The sequence below is a fragment of the Streptomyces sp. B21-083 genome, from assembly GCF_036898825.1.
Taxonomy (GTDB): domain Bacteria; phylum Actinomycetota; class Actinomycetes; order Streptomycetales; family Streptomycetaceae; genus Streptomyces.
In genome coordinates this window covers 1,236,058-1,252,077 of record NZ_JARUND010000001.1, presented here as the reverse complement: position 1 = coordinate 1,252,077, position 16,020 = coordinate 1,236,058, and the positions used below count along the sequence as shown (strand labels likewise).

Below are 16,020 nucleotides of genomic sequence, written 5' to 3'. Positions count from 1 at the left end.
GCTGACGGTGGGGCGGGGCGGGCCCCGCCCCACCGGGCCGCCCACCGCCACTCGCACCCGCACCCGCCCCCGCACCACGGACGTATGCGCGCACTTCAGGAAACGCGGCACACACAGAAGGTCGTGACACATGGGCAGTGCCCTGCTCGGCAGCCGGCTTCGGCTGGTCGTGAAGGTGCTGGGAGGTCTCGCAGCCGAGGAGGCCGGCCGACTGGCCCGGGACCGCCGCCGCTCCCGGCGCGGAGCCGACGGCCAGGACGACGGAGGGGAGGGCGACGACGGAACCCGGCGCGCCAGAGCCGTACGGCACGCGCTCGAAAGCCTCGGCCCCTTCTACGTGAAGCTCGGGCAGATCCTCTCCACCCGGCCCGACATGGTGCCGGCCTCCATGATCGCCGAGCTGCAGAACCTGCACGACCAGGTCGACGTCCAGCCCTTCGCCGTCTTCGAGCCCGTGCTCAGGGACCAGCTCGGCCCGGACTGGAAGCGCCGTTTCGACGACATCGACACCGTACGACCGCTCGGTGCGGCCTCTCTCGCGCAGGTGTACCGGGTCACGCTGCCCGGCGGGCGCCCGGCGGTCGTGAAGGTGCAGCGGCCCGGGATCCGGGACGCGGTCCGCGCGGACATGGCCCTGATGCGCAGGGCGTCCCGGATCGTCGCCCGTACCGCGCCCCGCTTCAACGAGGTCATCGACCTGGAGGCGATGCTCGGCTCGATCTTCGACGCCATGGAGCCGGAACTCGACTTCACCGGCGAGGCCCGCAACATGGACGAGGCCCGCGAGCACATCCGGCGCTATCCGACCCTCGCCGTGCCCCGGGTCGTCCACGCCACCCCGAAGGTGCTGGTGCAGTCCCTCGCGCCCGGTTCCTCCGTACGGCATCTCGACCGGGGCACGTTCAGCGACCGGGAACGCACGGACATCGGCAAGGACCTGCTGCGCTTCATGTACCGGGGCTACTTCGTCGACCGCATGTTCCACGCCGACCCGCACGCCGGGAACGTCTTCGCGCTGCCCGGCGGCCCGGCCACGCTCATCGACTGGGGCATGATCGGCCGCCTCGACCGGCGTACGAGCCTGCAGCTGCTGCCGCTCCTCATGGCCCTCGCCCAGAACGACGGCCACGGCCTCGCCTGGGCCTGGGCGGACATGGGCCGGGTCACCCCCTGGTCCAACCTGCCGGCGTTCGCCGCCGACATGGCCGCGCTGGTGCCCAAGGTCGCCACGGCGTCCCTGGAGGACATCAACTTCGGGGTGTCGCTGACGACCGTGCTGGAGAAGGCGACCAAGCGGGGCATCGGCTCGGCGCCCGCCATCTCGCTGCTGGGCAAGTCCTTCGCCAACCTGGAGGGTTCGGTGCGCTGCCTGGCCCCGGACATCGCCCTCGCGGACGTCTTCAAGTCGGAGGCCCGTGGCATCGTCATGGCTCTGCTGCGCGAATACTTCTCCCTCGACCAGGCCGCCCGCAACACGATGGACTTCCTGTCCTTCGCCGTGTCCGCCCCCGAGCAGCTGCGCGGTCTCCTCTCCGACGCCGCGAACCGGCAGTTCGCCCTCCAGCTCCATGAACCGCACACTCCGGCGGGCATGGGCGGGCAGCGGCCCTGGACCCCCTCGCGGGGCCTGTTGGCGCTCGGCGCCGCCGCCCTTCTCTTCGACCGCCGCCGCCCGCATCACTGACCGGGGTCGTGGCCTGTGCGCCGCGCCACGTCGTGCAGGGACTCCGCCAGAGTCGTGAGGAAGAGCCGTACCTCGTCGTCGCCGACGATCGCGGGCGGTGTCAGGCGCAGCACCCGGGAGGCGTTGAGGGAGTGGTTGACCAGGATGCCCCGGCCGACCAGTTCGAGGATCAGCTCGCCGACGGCTCCTTCCTCGGCGAACTCCAGGCCGATCAGCAGCCCCCGTCCGCGCACCTCGCGGACGAGCCCGCCGACGTACGGCGCGCAGACCGCGCGGACACCCGTGAGCAGCCGCTCGCCGATGTCACGGGCCCGGGCGACGACGTCCTCCCGGGCCAGCGCCTCGACCGCGGCCCGCGCCGCCGCACAGGCGATCGGCGAGGCGGCGAACGTGGAGGTGTGCAGGTAGGGGTCACGGGAGAACGGGCCGTACGCGGCTCCCGTGGCGACCATCGCCGCGACGGGCACCACCCCGCCGCTGAGCCCCTTGCCGACGAGGAGGACGTCAGGAGTGACCTCCCCGGCGGCCTCGACACCCTCCTGGCCCTCCCCGTCCAGGCCCCACCACGAGCCCAGCCGCCCCAGCCCCGTCTGGATCTCGTCGACGATCAGGAAGGCGCCGTACGCCCGGCACAGCCGGCTCACCTCCGCCAGATAGCCCGGCGGTGGAATCCGTACCCCGCCCTCGCCCTGCACCGGCTCGACGATCACACAGGCCCGTTCGCCGAGCGGGCCGAGCATCGCCTCCAGCGCGACCGGGTCGCCGTACGGGACGACGTTGCTGTCCGGCAGCAGCGGCCGGAACGGCTCCTGGTACTTGGCGTTGGCGGTGGCGGAGAGCGCGCCCAGGGTCTTGCCGTGGTAGCCGCCGGCCGTGCTGACCAGCGCGGTGTGCCCGTGGGCGCGCGCCAGTTTGAGGCCCGCCTCGGTCGCCTCCGCACCGGAGTTGACGAAGTGCACCCGATCGAGGCCGGACGGGGTGCGGGCGGCGAGGGCCTCGGCGGCGCGGGCCGCGACCGGCTCCAGGAAGACCCGGGAGGCCAGCGGATGGGCGTCCACCTGGCAGTGCACGGCCGCTGTCACGGCGGGATGCCGGTGGCCCAGGATGAAGACTCCGTAGCCGCCGAAGTCGAGGTAGCGGCGACCGTCCTCGGTGAAGATCCACGCCCCGTCGGACGCGGTCTCCAGCATCCCGCCGAGCACGGTGCCCATGACGGCACGGCCGGAGGAGAGATGCTCGCGGTAGAGGTGGGCGATGTGCTCGCGGCTGCCGAGCGTGTCATAGGCGGTGGTGTAGCTGTCCGGCCGGAGACCGGAGTCGATCGGAACGGTCGTCATGACGCCAACTCCGTTGCCTGGACTGTCTTCTGGGGTGCTGCGGGGGTGGTGGCGGACCGGCCGCGCTGTCGGCCGCGCATACCGCCGGGGCGGGCGGCCCAGGCGGCCAGGTTGCGGACGAGGGCCTGGCGCAGCTCCCCCTTCGACACCGCCCGGCCGCAGTGCGGTGTGCCGAGGGACGACTCGAAGGGCAACGCCCGCTGGAAGACCAGCAGCAGTTCCGCGTACGTGTGAAAGCGGCGGCGCAGCGACTCCGGGAACGTGGGCCCCTCGATCAGCGGCAGCAGCAGCCGGTGCACGGACTCCAGCGGAATCAGCCGGGGCGGATGCGGCCGGGGCCCGTAGCCGTCGGCGAACTCCAGGCAGGTGTCGATGACTTCGGTCTGGAGCAGCACCTGCGAGCCGGCCGTCAGCCAGTACTCGCCCCCGGTGACACCACCGCGCATCAGGTCGCCCACCGCGGCGGCGACGACATCCTGGGGCACCATGTCGATCCGGGAGTCCGGCCCGCCCGGCATGACCGGGACCTGGCCCTTGACGATGGCACCCAGCGCCCGCGTCAGCCCCTGCACCCCGGCGATCAGGCCGGTCACCGAGTCGCCCATCACCACCGACGGCCGCATGATCACCCCGGGCACCGGAGCCTGCCGTACCGCCTGCTCCGCCTCCGTCTTCGAGGCCAGATACGCGGCGGCGCCGGGGAAGCGCTCCTGCTCCTCCGGGGCCAGCGGATTGGCTACGAACGCGGTGCTCATGTGGAAGAAGGGCGCGCCCGCGAGGGCGGCGAGGTCGAGCATCGTACGGGTGCCGTCGAGGTTGGCGCGCCGGATCAGGGCGGGGTCCCACTGCCAGTTGGTGGCGGCGGCGGAGTGCAGCACCAGGTCCACGCCGGCGGCGAGACGCGTGAACTCCGGTACGGACAAGCCCAGTCGGGGTTCCATGAGGTCGGCGCGGAACTCGTGCACCCGGGGGTCGTCGACGGGGGTGCGATGGCGCAGGCAGACGATGCGGAAGTCGGGCAGGAGCTCGTCGATCAGAGCTCTGCCGAGTACTCCGGTGCCTCCGGTGAGCAGCATTGTCGGCCGGACGCTGGGCCGGGTCGCGGGCATGGCGGAATCCCCCTCGGTCGGGTGAGCGGCGATTGACGGCAGGTTGTGCGGGTGCGGGCGGTGCGGGTGTCTTCCGGTCGCGTGGAGCTCGTGAACGGGCGGGTCCCTCAGGCGACCGTCAGGGGCGCCTCGTCCAGATAGGCGGCCAGCGGGCCCGTCATCCGTGACCTCGACGGCGGATGCAGGGCGAGGCCGTTGGTGCAGGCGGCGAGATGGCCGACCTCGTCCGAGGCCATGAAGGCGAGCCCGCCGAGCAGTTCCACCGCGCGCGGGACGATCCGGGCGAGCGCGTCCTGCACGGTGTAGCGGACATAGAGGGAGTCGGCGAGCGCGGACTCGTCCGGGATCCCTTCGTCCACCCGTCGGGCCAGCCCCTCCACGGCGGCCATCGCGCCCTCCGTCTCCACCAGCAGCCGCACTCGTTCGGCCTCCGGTACCCCGTCCTTGCGCAGGGCCCGCTCCACCAGGGCACTCGCGGCACCGAGATAGCTGCCGGTCATCAGCAGTTCGAACCAGACGAGCCCGGCGGCCTGCACCTCGTCGAGCCGGGACCCGGCCGGGGACGCGGTGCGCACCAGCAGTTCCGGTGGCACGAGGACGTCGTCCAGGGTGACCTGGTCGCTCTCGGCGCCCGCGAGGAAACCGCTCGCCCAGAAGCCGCTGACGCTCAGGCCCTCCGACTCGGCCGGCACCAGGGCCACGGCCAGCTCCTCGCCCTCGCCGTTCTCGCACGGCACCATCACGCTGGCGGTGAGCAGGTCCATGGAACGGGCCAGACTGCACGGCCGTTTCACGCCGGAGATGCGTACGCCGTCGGGGGTCACCGTGGCGGACATGGCGGGGGAGAGGATGCCGGTGCCCGTGCGGCCCTCCGCGAAGCCGGACGCCATGAGCCGGTTGTCGGCCGCGACACCCTGGACGAGCATCCACTCCAGCCCCTCGCCCCCGCCGGACTCGCTCAGTCCGACGAGCGTGGCCATCGAGAAGTGGTGCATGGTCGTCGCCACGGCCAGCGAGGGGGAGCGGCTGCCCAGGGCCCGCTGCACCCGTACCGCTTCGAGCGCGGTGGCGCCGCGTCCCTGGAGGGCGGCCGGCGCCAGCAGCCCGGGCCCTCCGCACTCCCTGAACAGCCCGATGCCCGGACTCGCCGGGCTCTCCAGCGTCATCAGCGGCAGGGACCGCAGCCCGTCGTCGAGGCCGGGCAGCAACTTGGTGAGGGCCGCGCGCTCGCGCTCCAGGAATCTCATGTCGTCCCCTGCTTCCTTGGCCTCGGACGGAGCCGGCGTCGTCGCTTCCGTCGTCACGAGCTTTACGAGCCAACCGCGAGGACCCCTCGGGGGAGGAGACGTCTCAGACCGGAGGGGCCGCGCCGTCCGCCGTACGAGACGCCCTTGACGCGGGCCGCGAGTCGATCGACACTCCCCATGGGAATCCTAGTGAAAAGGTAGGGAAAGATGTCGCGCGTGGAGTCGAACGCCATCGGGGCCGTGCACACGCCCCGGCCGACCCCGCTGCTGACCTCCCGCCGGTACATCGATCTCCAGCGCGTCCGCAGCGCCATCAGCCCCCTGCGCTGAGCCCGGCCGCCCACCACGCCCCACCACGGGCGGCCCCCCGACTACGCCTTCCGCCGCGCGTACGTCTGCGCACCACACTCTGGGGAGACTCATGACCCTCACGCCACTGGCCGCCATCTCCACCCGCCCGGGCCCCGCCTTCCGCGGGCGGCTCGGCCGGGACGCGCGCAGCGGCCACTACGCCGTGCCGCGCCGATACCGCCTCCACCTGTCCCCGGCCGACCCGGACTGTCTGCGGATCGCCGTGACCCACAGCCTGCTCGGCCTCGACGCGGCCTGTCCCGTGACCGAGCTGCCCGCCGTGCCCGACGCCCCCGGCGGCGGACACTCCGCACTGCGCCCGCTGTACGAGGCGAGCGCGCACCGCTACTCCGGCGCCGCCACGGCCCCGGTGCTCAGCGACGACTGGTCGGGTCGGATCGTCAGCACGCACACCCCGGACATCCTGCGCGACCTGTCCCGGCACTTCGGCGCCGGCCGGCCGACGCTGTACCCGTGCGGCCTGGACGCGGAGATCGAGGCCGTCGAGCAGCTGTGCGCCCGGCACTTCGACGCTGCCGGGACCGCCCAGCGAGCCGGGGACGCCGCCGCCGAGGACGCCGACCGCGCCGACGCGCTCGCCTCCCTGCTGCGCACCCTGGGCTCGCTGAACGCCCGGCTCGCTGCGGACCCGTATCTGCTGGGTGAGCAACTGACCGCCGCCGACGTGGAGTTGTGGGTCGGCCTGGTCCGCCTCGACACGGTGCACCGCTGGCATCTGGACGCCGCCGCCGTGCACCGGGTCGCCGATCATCCGGCCCTGTGGGCCTACGCCCGCCGCCTCGCCGCCCACCCGGCCTTCGGGCCCCACCTCGATCTCGACGCCATCGCCCGCCGGCACCACGCCGACTGCCGGGGACCGGAGGCCGCGGGAGCCGCCGTACAGATTCTGGACTGGGCGGCTTACGCGGAACGCTCCGCCGGATAGGCGGACTGTCCGTACCCCCCCCGCGGGGGCACTGCCGGTGTTCATCCGGCCGACACAAAAAGTCGGAACACGCGGCCTCGCCCGGGCTGTTGACCACATCGTGCCGAAGCCCATCGCCCGCCGCCCGAGTCTGTACTCGCGGCGGCACATCGACCTCCTGCGCGTGGCCGGCGCGCTCTGTCGCTCCTGACCGCTGTCCCGCCCCTTCGTACGGTCGATCAGGAAGGCATGTCGTCGTGTCCGCAGCAGCTTCGCCCGATCCCTCCGCCCCCCTCCACCTCGCCGTCGCCCTCGACGGCGCCGGCTGGCACCCGGCCGCCTGGCGCGAACCCGGCGCCCGGCCCCAGGAGTTGTTCACCGCCCGCTACTGGGCCGACCAGGTCGCCGAGGCCGAGCGCGGGCTGCTCGACCTCGTGACCATCGAGGACGGCCTCGGTCTCCAGTCCTCGCACCCCGTCGAACCGGACGAGCGCACCGACCAGGTCCGGGGCCGTCTCGACGCGGTCCTGATCGCGGCCCGCGTCGCCCCGCTCACCCGGCACATCGGCATCGTCCCGACCGCCGTCGTCACCCACACCGAGCCGTTCCACCTCTCCAAGGCGATCGCCACTCTCGACTACGTGAGCAACGGCCGCGCGGGCGTGCGCGTACAGATCACCGCCCGCCCGAACGAGGCCGCCCACTTCGGCCGCCGCCCGATACCGCACATCGACCCGCTGAACGACCCACGGGCCTGGGAGTCCGTGGCCGCCCTCTTCGACGAGGCCGCCGACTACGTCGAGGTCGTGCGCCGGCTCTGGGACAGCTGGGAGGACGACGCCGAGATCCGTGACACCGTCACCGGACGCTTCGTCGACCGCGAGAAGCTGCACTACATCGACTTCGAGAGCCCGCACTTCAGCGTCAAGGGCCCGTCGATCACCCCTCGCCCGCCGCAGGGCCAGCCGGTGGTCACCGCGCTGGCCCATGACACCGTCCCGTACCGGCTGGTGGCCCGCTCGGCGGACATCGGGTACGTCACGCCGTTCGACACCGGGCAGGCCCGCGCCGTCGTCGAGGAGATCCGCACCGAGCAGACGGTGGCCGGCCGGGACGGTGAACTCCTGCACATATTCGGTGACTTGCTCGTCTTCCTCGACGACGATCCCGCCCAGGCCGCGGCCCGCCGGGAGCGTCTGGACGCCCTCGCCGGGTACGAGTACGCCGGCGACGCCCCGATCTTCACGGGTACGCCCGCACAACTCGCCGACCTGCTCCAGGAGTTGGCGTCGACCGGCCTGTCCGGCTTCCGGCTGCGGCCCGCCGTCGCCGGGCACGACCTCCCGGCGATCACCCGGCGACTGGTCCCCGAACTCCAGCGCCGGGGTGTCTTCCGGCAGGCGTACGAGGCCGACACCCTGCGCGGACTGCTGGGCCTCGACCGCCCCGCCAACCGCTACGCCACCACAGCCGCGGCCACCGCCGCTGTCGGCGCCTGAGCCGGAAGGACGTCACGACCATGAGCAAGCCGCTGAAGCAGATCCACCTGGCCGCGCACTTCCCCGGCGTCAACAACACCACCGTGTGGAGCGACCCGCGGGCCGGCAGCCATATCGAGTTCAGCTCCTTCGTCCACTTCGCACAGACAGCCGAACGCGCCAAGTTCGACTTCCTGTTCCTCGCCGAGGGACTGCGACTACGTGAACAGGGCGGAAAGATCTACGACTTGGATGTCGTCGGACGGCCCGACACCTTCACCGTCCTGGCCGCCCTCGCCGCCGTCACCGAACACCTCGGCCTCACCGGCACCATCAACTCCACCTTCAACGAGCCCTACGAGGTGGCCCGCCAGTTCGCCAGCCTCGACCACCTGTCCGACGGCCGCGCCGCCTGGAACGTCGTCACCTCCTGGGACGCCTTCACCGGCGAGAACTTCCGGCGCGGTGGCTTCCTCCCGCAGAGCGAGCGCTACTCACGGGCGAAGGAGTTCCTGCGGACGGCCGGTGAACTCTTCGACTCCTGGCACGGCGACGAAGTCCTCGCCGACCGGCACACCGGCACCTTCCTGCGCGACGCGAAGGCCGGCGCCTTCACGCACACGGGCCGGCACTTCGACATCGAGGGCCGGTTCAACGTTCCCCGGTCCCCGCAGGGCCGCCCGGTGATCTTCCAGGCGGGCGACTCCGACGAGGGCCGAGAGTTCGCCGCGTCGACCGCCGACGCGATCTTCAGCCGGTACGCCACCCTCAAGGAGGGCCAGGAGTTCTACACGGACGTCAAGAGCCGTCTCGCCAGACACGGCCGCCGCGCCGACCAGTTGCTCATCCTGCCCGCCGCGAGCTTCGTCCTCGGTGACACGGACACCGAGGCGGAGGAACTGGCCCGCGAGGTGCGCCGACTGCAGGTCAGCGGCGCCACCGCGATCAAGCACCTGGAGTTCGTCTGGAACCGGGACCTGTCCGCGTACGACCCGGACGGCCCGCTCCCCGACATAGATCCCGACCTCGGCGAACACACTGTCGCCCGGGGCCGGGCCCAGGTGCGGATGTACCGTGACCCGCTGGCCACCGCCCGCGAGTGGCGCGAACGCGCGGAGGCCAACAACTGGTCCATCCGCGACCTCGTCATCGAGACCGGCAACCGCCAGAACTTCGTCGGCTCCCCGGCCACGGTCGCCCGGACCATCGACGAGTTCGTCCAGGCCGACGCGAGTGACGGCTTCATCCTGGTCCCGCACCTCACCCCGGGCGGCCTCGACGGCTTCGCCGACACGGTGGTCCCACTGCTCCAGGAGCGGGGCGTCTTCCGCACGGAGTACGAGGGCACCACCCTCCGCGACCGGCTCGGCCTCGCCCACCCCGACGCCGAGGCGGCGGGGGAGCGGGCGGCGTCCTGAACCGTCGTGCATGGCGTGGTCGAGGACGTCACCCTCCCCCATGAAGGTGACGTCCTCGACCGCTCCCCCGGGTGCCCGAAGGTGGTCTGTGTCGTTCGCGGCGGCCGTCATGCGCTGGTCTCTGCCCCCAGCTTCACCAGCACATGACGGCCGTTTCCCCCGATCCCCAGGTGGAGTAGAGGCGTACGCGGACGAAGTAGTTGCGGCCCTTGACGAGCCGGACCCTCACATGGGCGTTGTGCGGGGTGCCGCCGTCGTCGTCGGCGGACAGATAACGGGGCTCGCCGTCGATCTCCTCGAAGACCGCGACGACCGTGTCGCTCTCCCCGAAGGTCCCCACGGTGTAGTCGCGGGTCTCCGGCGGCGCGACGCCGAAGTCGGCCTGCTCACCCGCGCCGAGGCGCAGGGGCGCCGACCTGAACGGCACCAGTTCGGCCGGCCCGCGCGAGCCCGTCGGCGGATACCAGCGCAGCACGCACTCCTTGTCGGCCGGGGAGAGCGTGCCCGGCGGCCGCACCCCCGAGCGCAACTGCTCCGGTTCGAGGATCAGCCCCGCCGAGAACGGGTACTGCATGATCGACAGCGGGTCCCAGACGGAGCCGTTCACCTCGTCCGGGTCGAGCTTGCGCAGGATGTTGACGTTCGTCCTGTCGCGGCCCCAGAAGTTCGGCGGGCCCGCCAGGTCGTCGTACAGGGCCTCGTCGTCCCAGTGGATGCCGGCGAACGGGTTCTGGTGCTCGTGGAGCAGGCCCAGGGCGTGCCCGATCTCGTGCAGGGCCGTCGCGCGCTCCCCAGACGCGGTCAGATCCCAGCCGAAGTTCATCGTGCGCCGCCCCAGACCCACCGAGAGTGCGTCCCGCCCGATCGTGGAGTACGAACCGTCACCGGTCTGGAACCCGATGCGCAGTTCGGCCTCCGAGCGGTCGCGCACCTCGACGAACGACAGCCCGATCCCCAGGTCGAGCCATTCCCGGAAGCAGTCACGGACGACGTCGCGCTGCGCCTCGGTGCCGACCCATGACTCCCACCGTGTCTCCCCGGTCCCCGGCAGGGGGATGACCGAGCCGTCGCTGTCCCGGTCGAAGAAGTAGTAGTGGAGCACGGTGCCGTTCACCCACATCTGACGCCCCGAAAGGAGCGCACCGAGCCGCTCGGCCGGCAACCCCGGTGCGAACGTGGGGGCCGGCTGCTGCGGGAGTGAGCAGAACCGTGCGTTCATGGGGAACAGGTTGCGGCCCACGGCGCCCGGGCGCCTGAGTCGGGGGCTACTCAAGTCGCCCTGTATCAAAGCTGAGTAGCCCCGCTCTTGTTCACGTGACGACTTTCGAACGGGATGCCAGGACCCTGGAAATGCCCTGGCCGTTCACCGGCCGGGACGACGAACTGGAGCTGGTCCGCCGGTCGCTGGCGGCCGAACGGCGCGGCGTCGTGGTGACGGGTCCGGCCGGACACGGCAAGACCCGGCTGGTCACGGAGGCCGTCAGGGGCACCGACTGCGCGAGGGTGAGTGGCACGCCCGAGACCCGGGACATCCCCTTCGCCGCGTTCGCTCACCTCCTCCCGGAGTCGGTCACCCTGCATCGCGCGGTCCAACTCCTGTCAGGCGTGCGGACGTTGCTGGTCGACGACGCCCATCTGCTGGACGACTCCTCGGCCGCCCTGGTCCACCAGCTCGCGGTGCACGGACGTACCCGGCTGCTCGTGGTGGCGACGGACGGCGCCACGGCGCCCGGTGCGGTGTCCCGGTTGTGGACCGGCGAGGTGCTGCCGCGTCTCGCCCTTGAGCCGCTGCCCCGCGAGGAGACCGCCCAGCTGGTCGCGGCCGGCGCCGGCGGCCCGGTCGAGCCGCTCACCGCCCGCCGTCTGCACCACCTCTGCCAGGGCGACCTGCGGCTGCTGCGCGACCTGATCGGCGCGGTGCTCGAACGCGGCGAACTCGCCCTGGAATCAGATGAGTTGATGTGGCGTGGTCCGGTTCCCGTGACCGCCGCCGTACGCGAGAGAGCCGGCCAGGCACTGAACCGTGCCTGCGCCGTGGAACGGGACGCCCTGGAACGCCTGGCGTTCAGCGAACCGCTCTCGCTCGACCTCGCCGACCTGGACCTCTACGCCCTCGAACGCCTCGAAGCCGACGGTCTGATCCGCGCCGACACCATGACCGACGTCCGCCTCGCCCACCCCCTGCACGGCCCCGTCCTGCGCGCCTGCGCCGGGCGGCTGCGGGCCGGGCGACTGTCCCGCACGCCGGCCGAGTGCGTGTCGGCCCTGGAGGCCGAGCGCGCCGAACTGGCCTACCGGATCGAACGCACCGACGTCCAGGAGCCGGCCGGCCCCGTCGGGGACTGGCTGACGGCCGAGAACACGGGACCGCACCCCGCCGTACCGGTCGGCTACGCGACCGTCCGGGCCCGCTTCGCCCGACTGCGCGGAGAACTGCGCGAAGCACAGTTCTGGGCCCGGGAAGGCCTGCGAGGCGCCCCGGACGACCCGTCCTGCCGTACGGAACTGGCGCTGGCGGCAGCCCAGTCGAGCGAGGCGGCGACCGCGTCCCCCGGGCCCGCGACCCCGTGGCTCCGGGCGGCGCACGGCGACCTCGCCGGGGCACTGGAGTCGGTCACGGACCCCGAGGACGGCGAGGGGGAGGCGTACGCCCTGTACGACGCCGTACGCCTCGGGGCCCCGCACCTGGTCGCGGACCGGCTCGCCCGACTGCCCGGCGCGGGCGCCGAACCCCTGGCCCGGCACGCCGACGCCCTCGTCCGCCAGGACGGCCCCGCGCTGGACCGCGCCGCCGAACTGCTCGAACGCCGGGGCCTGTTGCTCTTCGCGGCCGAGGCACACGCCCAGGCCGTCCCGGCGCACCGCGACCCGCGCGCCGCACGCAGGTCCCGCTCCCGTGCGATGACCCTGGCCCGGCGCTGCCAGGGCGCCCGCACCCCGGCGCTGTCCGGTCTCGTCCTCGGCGAACTCACCGCGCGCCAGCGCCAGATCGTCACCTTGGCGGCGACCGGCCTGAGCAACCGCCAGATCGCGGACCGCCTCACCCTGTCCATCCGCACGGTCGGAAACCACCTGTACAGCGCGTACACCAGACTCGGCGCGAGCGACCGGTCCGCCCTGCCCTGGCTCCTGGAGGACACCCCGACCGCGCAGCCCGCGTGACCACCGTCGGTGGGCCGGTGCGCTGATAGCTTTCGGGCCGGAGGCCCGGTTCGCGTGATGCCCGTCCGGCGGCGGCTGCCGCGGGCCTACCCACTCGGACAGGCGGGTGGGCGGAAGTCGTTCGTCGGGCCGGGGGTGGCTTCGTGCACGGAAGCGGTTCGGTGCGTTGATCGCTTGTGGGCCTGGCGCGGGTTCGTGTGGTGGCTGTCGCGGGCTCACCCATTGGAACTGGCGGGTGGGCGGAAGTCGTTCGTCGGGCCGGGGGTGGCTTCGTGCACGGAAGCGGTTCGGTGCGTTGATCGCTTGTGGGCCTGGCGCGGGTTCGCGTGGTGGCTGCTGTGGGCTCACCCACTCGGACAGGTGGGTGGGCGGAAGCCGTGCGTCGGGCCGAGGGTTACCTCGTTCTCCGCGCGGCTCGCGTGGTCGCCGTGCGGGGCCCGGACGGTGCCCTGTGCCGCGCGCCCGCCGCTTCCGCACGGGCACGGAGGCCGTTCGACTCGCCGAGTGGCTCCATGCCCTGCGCGCAGCTCCCGTGATCGCCGTCCTGGGGCGCGAGCCCCGCAGCCGCCTCAGGCGGCGCCGAACGCCGAGAAGGCCCAGCCCGTCGCCTGGTGTGTGGCGTCCCCGGGCAGGGCGGCGCGGGCGTCGCGCAGGGCTTCCGCGAGGGAGAGGCCCACGCTGAGGCCTTTGTGCAGGGCCAGCATCAGCGGGACCACGGCCGCGTCGTTGACCGGCGCGCTGCTCGCCACCACGCCCGCCGTGCCCAGCGGCAGCAACGCCGTGACGAGACCGAGGAGTTCGTCGGCGCCGACGGTCGCGAGGCGGCCGGTGTCGCAACTGGACAGGATGATCCGGTACGGGCTGCGGCCGAGGCGTTCGAAGTCGTGCACGATCAGCGGACCGTCGGCCATCCGAAGCGACGAGAAGAGCGGACTGTCCGCCCGGAAGGTGCCGTGGGCCGCGATATGGGCCAGCGCGGCCCCGTCCAGCGCCTCCAGCACCGCCGGAACCCGCGCGCCCTCGTGTTCGAGGACCGTCGGCCTGCCGTACCGGTCGACCAGGTCGGGCACCTCCGCCCCGCCGCTCGCCAGCCCCGGCCCCCGGACAAGGACATGCCGGCCGCCCGGCGGGGGCCCGGTCTCCTGGGCGCGCAGCCAGCTGCTCGCCGACGGGGACACACTGAGCACCCGCTCCCGCAGCGACGGCAGCAGAGCCCAGGGAACCCGGTGCAGCCTCCCCGGCGGGACCACGACCACCGGGCCCCGGCCCAGATGCGGCACGGCCGCGCCCAGCAGCAGCTCCTCAAGCCGGCGCCCCGACGCCTCAAGGACCGGCAGCCTGCCCTCCGCCCCCGGATGCGCGAGCCGCCGCAGTCCGGCCTGGACGTGCTCCGCCTCCGTCACCGCGTCCGCGAGCAGCCCCGCCTCGAAGCGGCGCACCCGCCCCTCACCGCACAGCAGCATCTGCACCCGGCCGTCGACGACCGCGATCTCGATCAACCGCCCACCGCCGCCCAGGTGTTCGAGCAGCCGACCGGGGTCGAAGCTGCGCCCGCTGCCGGGGGACTCGCCGCTGATGTGAAGGGTGCGGGAGCGTACCTCCCGTTCCAGACGCCGCTGTTCACGCTCCAGCGCGGGTACGGGGCGGCCGCCGATCCGGGCCTCCTCCGCGCGGGCGGCGATCTCCCGGAAGGCGGTGAGGCTCCGCACGAGCGCCGGGTCGTCGGGCGGCCGGGCGGGCGGCGCCGACAGGACCGTGGCCCGCCACCGCTCGCTCCACACCAGCAGCCGCCGGGGACCCCCGGACACCAGGGTCGCCCGCTGTGCCATGGCGGCCAGTTCGGCCCCCTGAGCCGTGGCCCGCGCCCGCAGCTCCGAGGCGCCGAGCGTCATCCGGTGGTCGTCCAGGACGGCGAGCCCGCGCCGGCATGCCTCCAGCACGCCGCGCCCCGACCCGGCCGCCTCCGCGCGCAGCGCCTGCGCCGCCCAGCCCGTCATCCGGGCCAGCGGCGGACCGACGCGCCGGCTGCGGGCGGCCACCCTCAGATGCTTCTCCGCGTCCTCGGTCCAGCCCAGCGCGAGCGCGATCCGGCCCGCGAGCAGCGACGCCTCGGGCGCGGCCGGCGACCCGAAGGCGGCGAGCCGGTCGGCCACCGCCGCCGCGTCCGCGACGAGTCGGCCCGAGGTCCGCCCCGTGGCGACCCGCGCCTCCAGCAGCACCAGCCGGGCGTGCGCCTCCCACCAGCTGCGCCGCTGCCCGGCGAACAGACGTACGGCCACCGCCGCGCGGGCGATCGCGGTGTGCGGATCGTCCGCGAGCCGGGCGGCCTTCGCGGCCGTCAGCAGCAGCTCCGCCCTGCGGGTGCTCTGCCCGCCGATGCCGTCGAGCACGGAGAGCGCCGCGTCGGCCTCCGCGACCGCCTCCGGCACCAGCCCGGCCGCCATCAGCACCTCGCAACGCCGGATGTAGAACACGAAGATCGGCGTGCCCAACCGGTCGTACCGCTCCGCCGCCTCGTCGAACAGGCGCAGCGCCGCCGGAATGTCCCCGGCCCGGTAGGCGGCCAGCGCGCGGCTCTCGACGACGTCGGCCTTGTCGTGCTCCTGGCCTGTGGTGTCCCACATCTGCTCGGCGGCCGTGAAGTCGGCGTCGGCCCGCTCGGGTCGGCCGAGCGCCAGATGCACGGTCGCGCGCAGCGTCAGCGCCCGCGCCGTCCAGATGGTGTCGTCCGCCTGCCGCAGCACGGGAATGGCCCGCCGTACGTCCTCCAGGGCCTCGCGATGATGCCCCAGTACCCACCAGGCGTACGCCCGTCGGTACAGCACGCGCGCGCGTGTATGGCCCGTACCCCGGTCGACGCCCTGCTCGAAGGCCTCCAGACCCTGCCGGGTACGGCCCGCGTGGACCAGCGCCACGCCGAGAGTGCCGAGGACGTCCGCCTCACGCTCCGCCGACCCGGCGTCCGCCGCGAGATCGCGGGCGCGCCGCAGATGGCGCAGGGCGACGCGCATGTCGCCGAAGTCCCGTTGCCACAGACCGATCACCTGATGGGCGACGGATGCGTGCAACGGCGTCGGGTCGCTGCCGAGGACGTTCTCCGCGCGCGCGAGGGCGTCCTTCGGGCGGGCGAACACCATCGGGAGTAGTTCGAGAACCGTGTCGCTTCCCGCTGTCACCCAACGGATGGTAGTGCTCCGCGCCCCGCGTCACACAGGTTTGGCCATGGATAACTCGCTGTCCATCGCTGAACGACCCCTGTATCAAGAAACGTGCAGCGACCCCTGTATCACGCGGCGCCCGAACGGCTCT

Annotated in this window: 11 protein-coding genes and 1 pseudogene; 7 read left to right on the top strand and 5 right to left on the bottom strand. The window is 73.0% G+C overall.

Annotation, left to right across the window (positions count from 1 at the left end):
* Window positions 1-130 precede the first annotated feature (130 nt).
* Window positions 131-1,684: an ABC1 kinase family protein gene (locus tag QA861_RS05515; protein ID WP_334587082.1), complete on the top strand. Its 1,554-nt coding sequence runs from the start codon at window positions 131-133 to the stop codon at window positions 1,682-1,684.
* Here the strand turns inward: QA861_RS05515 and QA861_RS05510 are convergent.
* The 3 genes from QA861_RS05510 to QA861_RS05500 all read right to left on the bottom strand — a co-directional run bounded on the left by QA861_RS05510 (window position 1,678) and on the right by QA861_RS05500 (window position 5,377).
* On the bottom strand, window positions 1,678-3,021 hold the full coding sequence (locus QA861_RS05510) for an aspartate aminotransferase family protein (RefSeq protein WP_334587081.1): 1,344 nt from the start codon (window positions 3,019-3,021) through the stop codon (window positions 1,678-1,680). The two genes, QA861_RS05515 and QA861_RS05510, sit on opposite strands and share 7 nt — an antisense overlap.
* Window positions 3,018-4,130 carry an SDR family oxidoreductase gene (locus QA861_RS05505; protein WP_334587080.1) on the bottom strand — a complete coding sequence of 371 codons (1,113 nt, stop codon included), beginning with the start codon at window positions 4,128-4,130 and terminating at the stop codon, window positions 3,018-3,020. Before QA861_RS05505 ends, QA861_RS05510 begins: the two co-directional genes overlap by 4 nt.
* A 107-nt stretch (window positions 4,131-4,237) precedes the next feature.
* Window positions 4,238-5,377 (bottom strand): acyl-CoA dehydrogenase family protein, encoded by a 1,140-nt coding sequence (locus tag QA861_RS05500; protein ID WP_334587079.1) that lies wholly within the window; start codon window positions 5,375-5,377, stop codon window positions 4,238-4,240.
* A gap of 207 nt (window positions 5,378-5,584) precedes the next feature.
* Here QA861_RS05500 and QA861_RS05495 point away from each other — a divergent pair, with 207 nt between their 5' ends.
* The 5 genes and pseudogenes from QA861_RS05495 (at window position 5,585) to QA861_RS05480 (ending at window position 9,549) form a co-directional block, all read left to right on the top strand.
* Complete coding sequence (locus QA861_RS05495) at window positions 5,585-5,707, top strand: hypothetical protein (RefSeq protein WP_334587078.1); 123 nt, start codon at window positions 5,585-5,587, stop codon at window positions 5,705-5,707.
* A 91-nt stretch (window positions 5,708-5,798) separates the two neighbouring features.
* Window positions 5,799-6,674, top strand: coding sequence for a glutathione S-transferase C-terminal domain-containing protein (locus tag QA861_RS05490; protein ID WP_334587077.1), 876 nt, complete (start codon window positions 5,799-5,801; stop codon window positions 6,672-6,674).
* Window positions 6,675-6,711: 37 nt separating this feature from the next.
* Window positions 6,712-6,864 carry a putative leader peptide gene (locus QA861_RS47005; RefSeq protein ID WP_443041447.1) on the top strand — a complete coding sequence of 51 codons (153 nt, stop codon included), beginning with the start codon at window positions 6,712-6,714 and terminating at the stop codon, window positions 6,862-6,864.
* 46 nt (window positions 6,865-6,910) lie between these two features.
* A complete protein-coding gene (locus tag QA861_RS05485) occupies window positions 6,911-8,152 on the top strand; it encodes an LLM class flavin-dependent oxidoreductase (protein ID WP_334587076.1) in 1,242 nt (413 codons plus the stop codon).
* A pseudogene (locus QA861_RS05480) lies at window positions 8,139-9,549 on the top strand (NtaA/DmoA family FMN-dependent monooxygenase). Before QA861_RS05485 ends, QA861_RS05480 begins: the two are co-directional and overlap by 14 nt.
* A gap of 133 nt (window positions 9,550-9,682) precedes the next feature.
* Here the strand turns inward: QA861_RS05480 and absR1 are convergent.
* Entirely contained in the window at window positions 9,683-10,768 is a 1,086-nt protein-coding gene (absR1, locus tag QA861_RS05475) for a beta-glucuronidase AbsR1 (protein ID WP_334587073.1), read from the bottom strand.
* A gap of 95 nt (window positions 10,769-10,863) precedes the next feature.
* On the opposite strand from absR1, the gene QA861_RS05470 reads away from it, so the two are divergent.
* Entirely contained in the window at window positions 10,864-12,711 is a 1,848-nt protein-coding gene (locus QA861_RS05470; RefSeq protein ID WP_334587072.1) for a LuxR family transcriptional regulator AbsR2, read from the top strand.
* Between the two features lie 569 nt (window positions 12,712-13,280).
* Here the strand turns inward: QA861_RS05470 and QA861_RS05465 are convergent.
* The gene (locus tag QA861_RS05465) at window positions 13,281-15,848 is read right to left on the bottom strand and encodes a CHAT domain-containing protein (protein ID WP_334590458.1); all 2,568 of its coding nucleotides are present in this window, start codon (window positions 15,846-15,848) and stop codon (window positions 13,281-13,283) included.
* Between the last annotated feature and the right edge of the window lie 172 nt (window positions 15,849-16,020).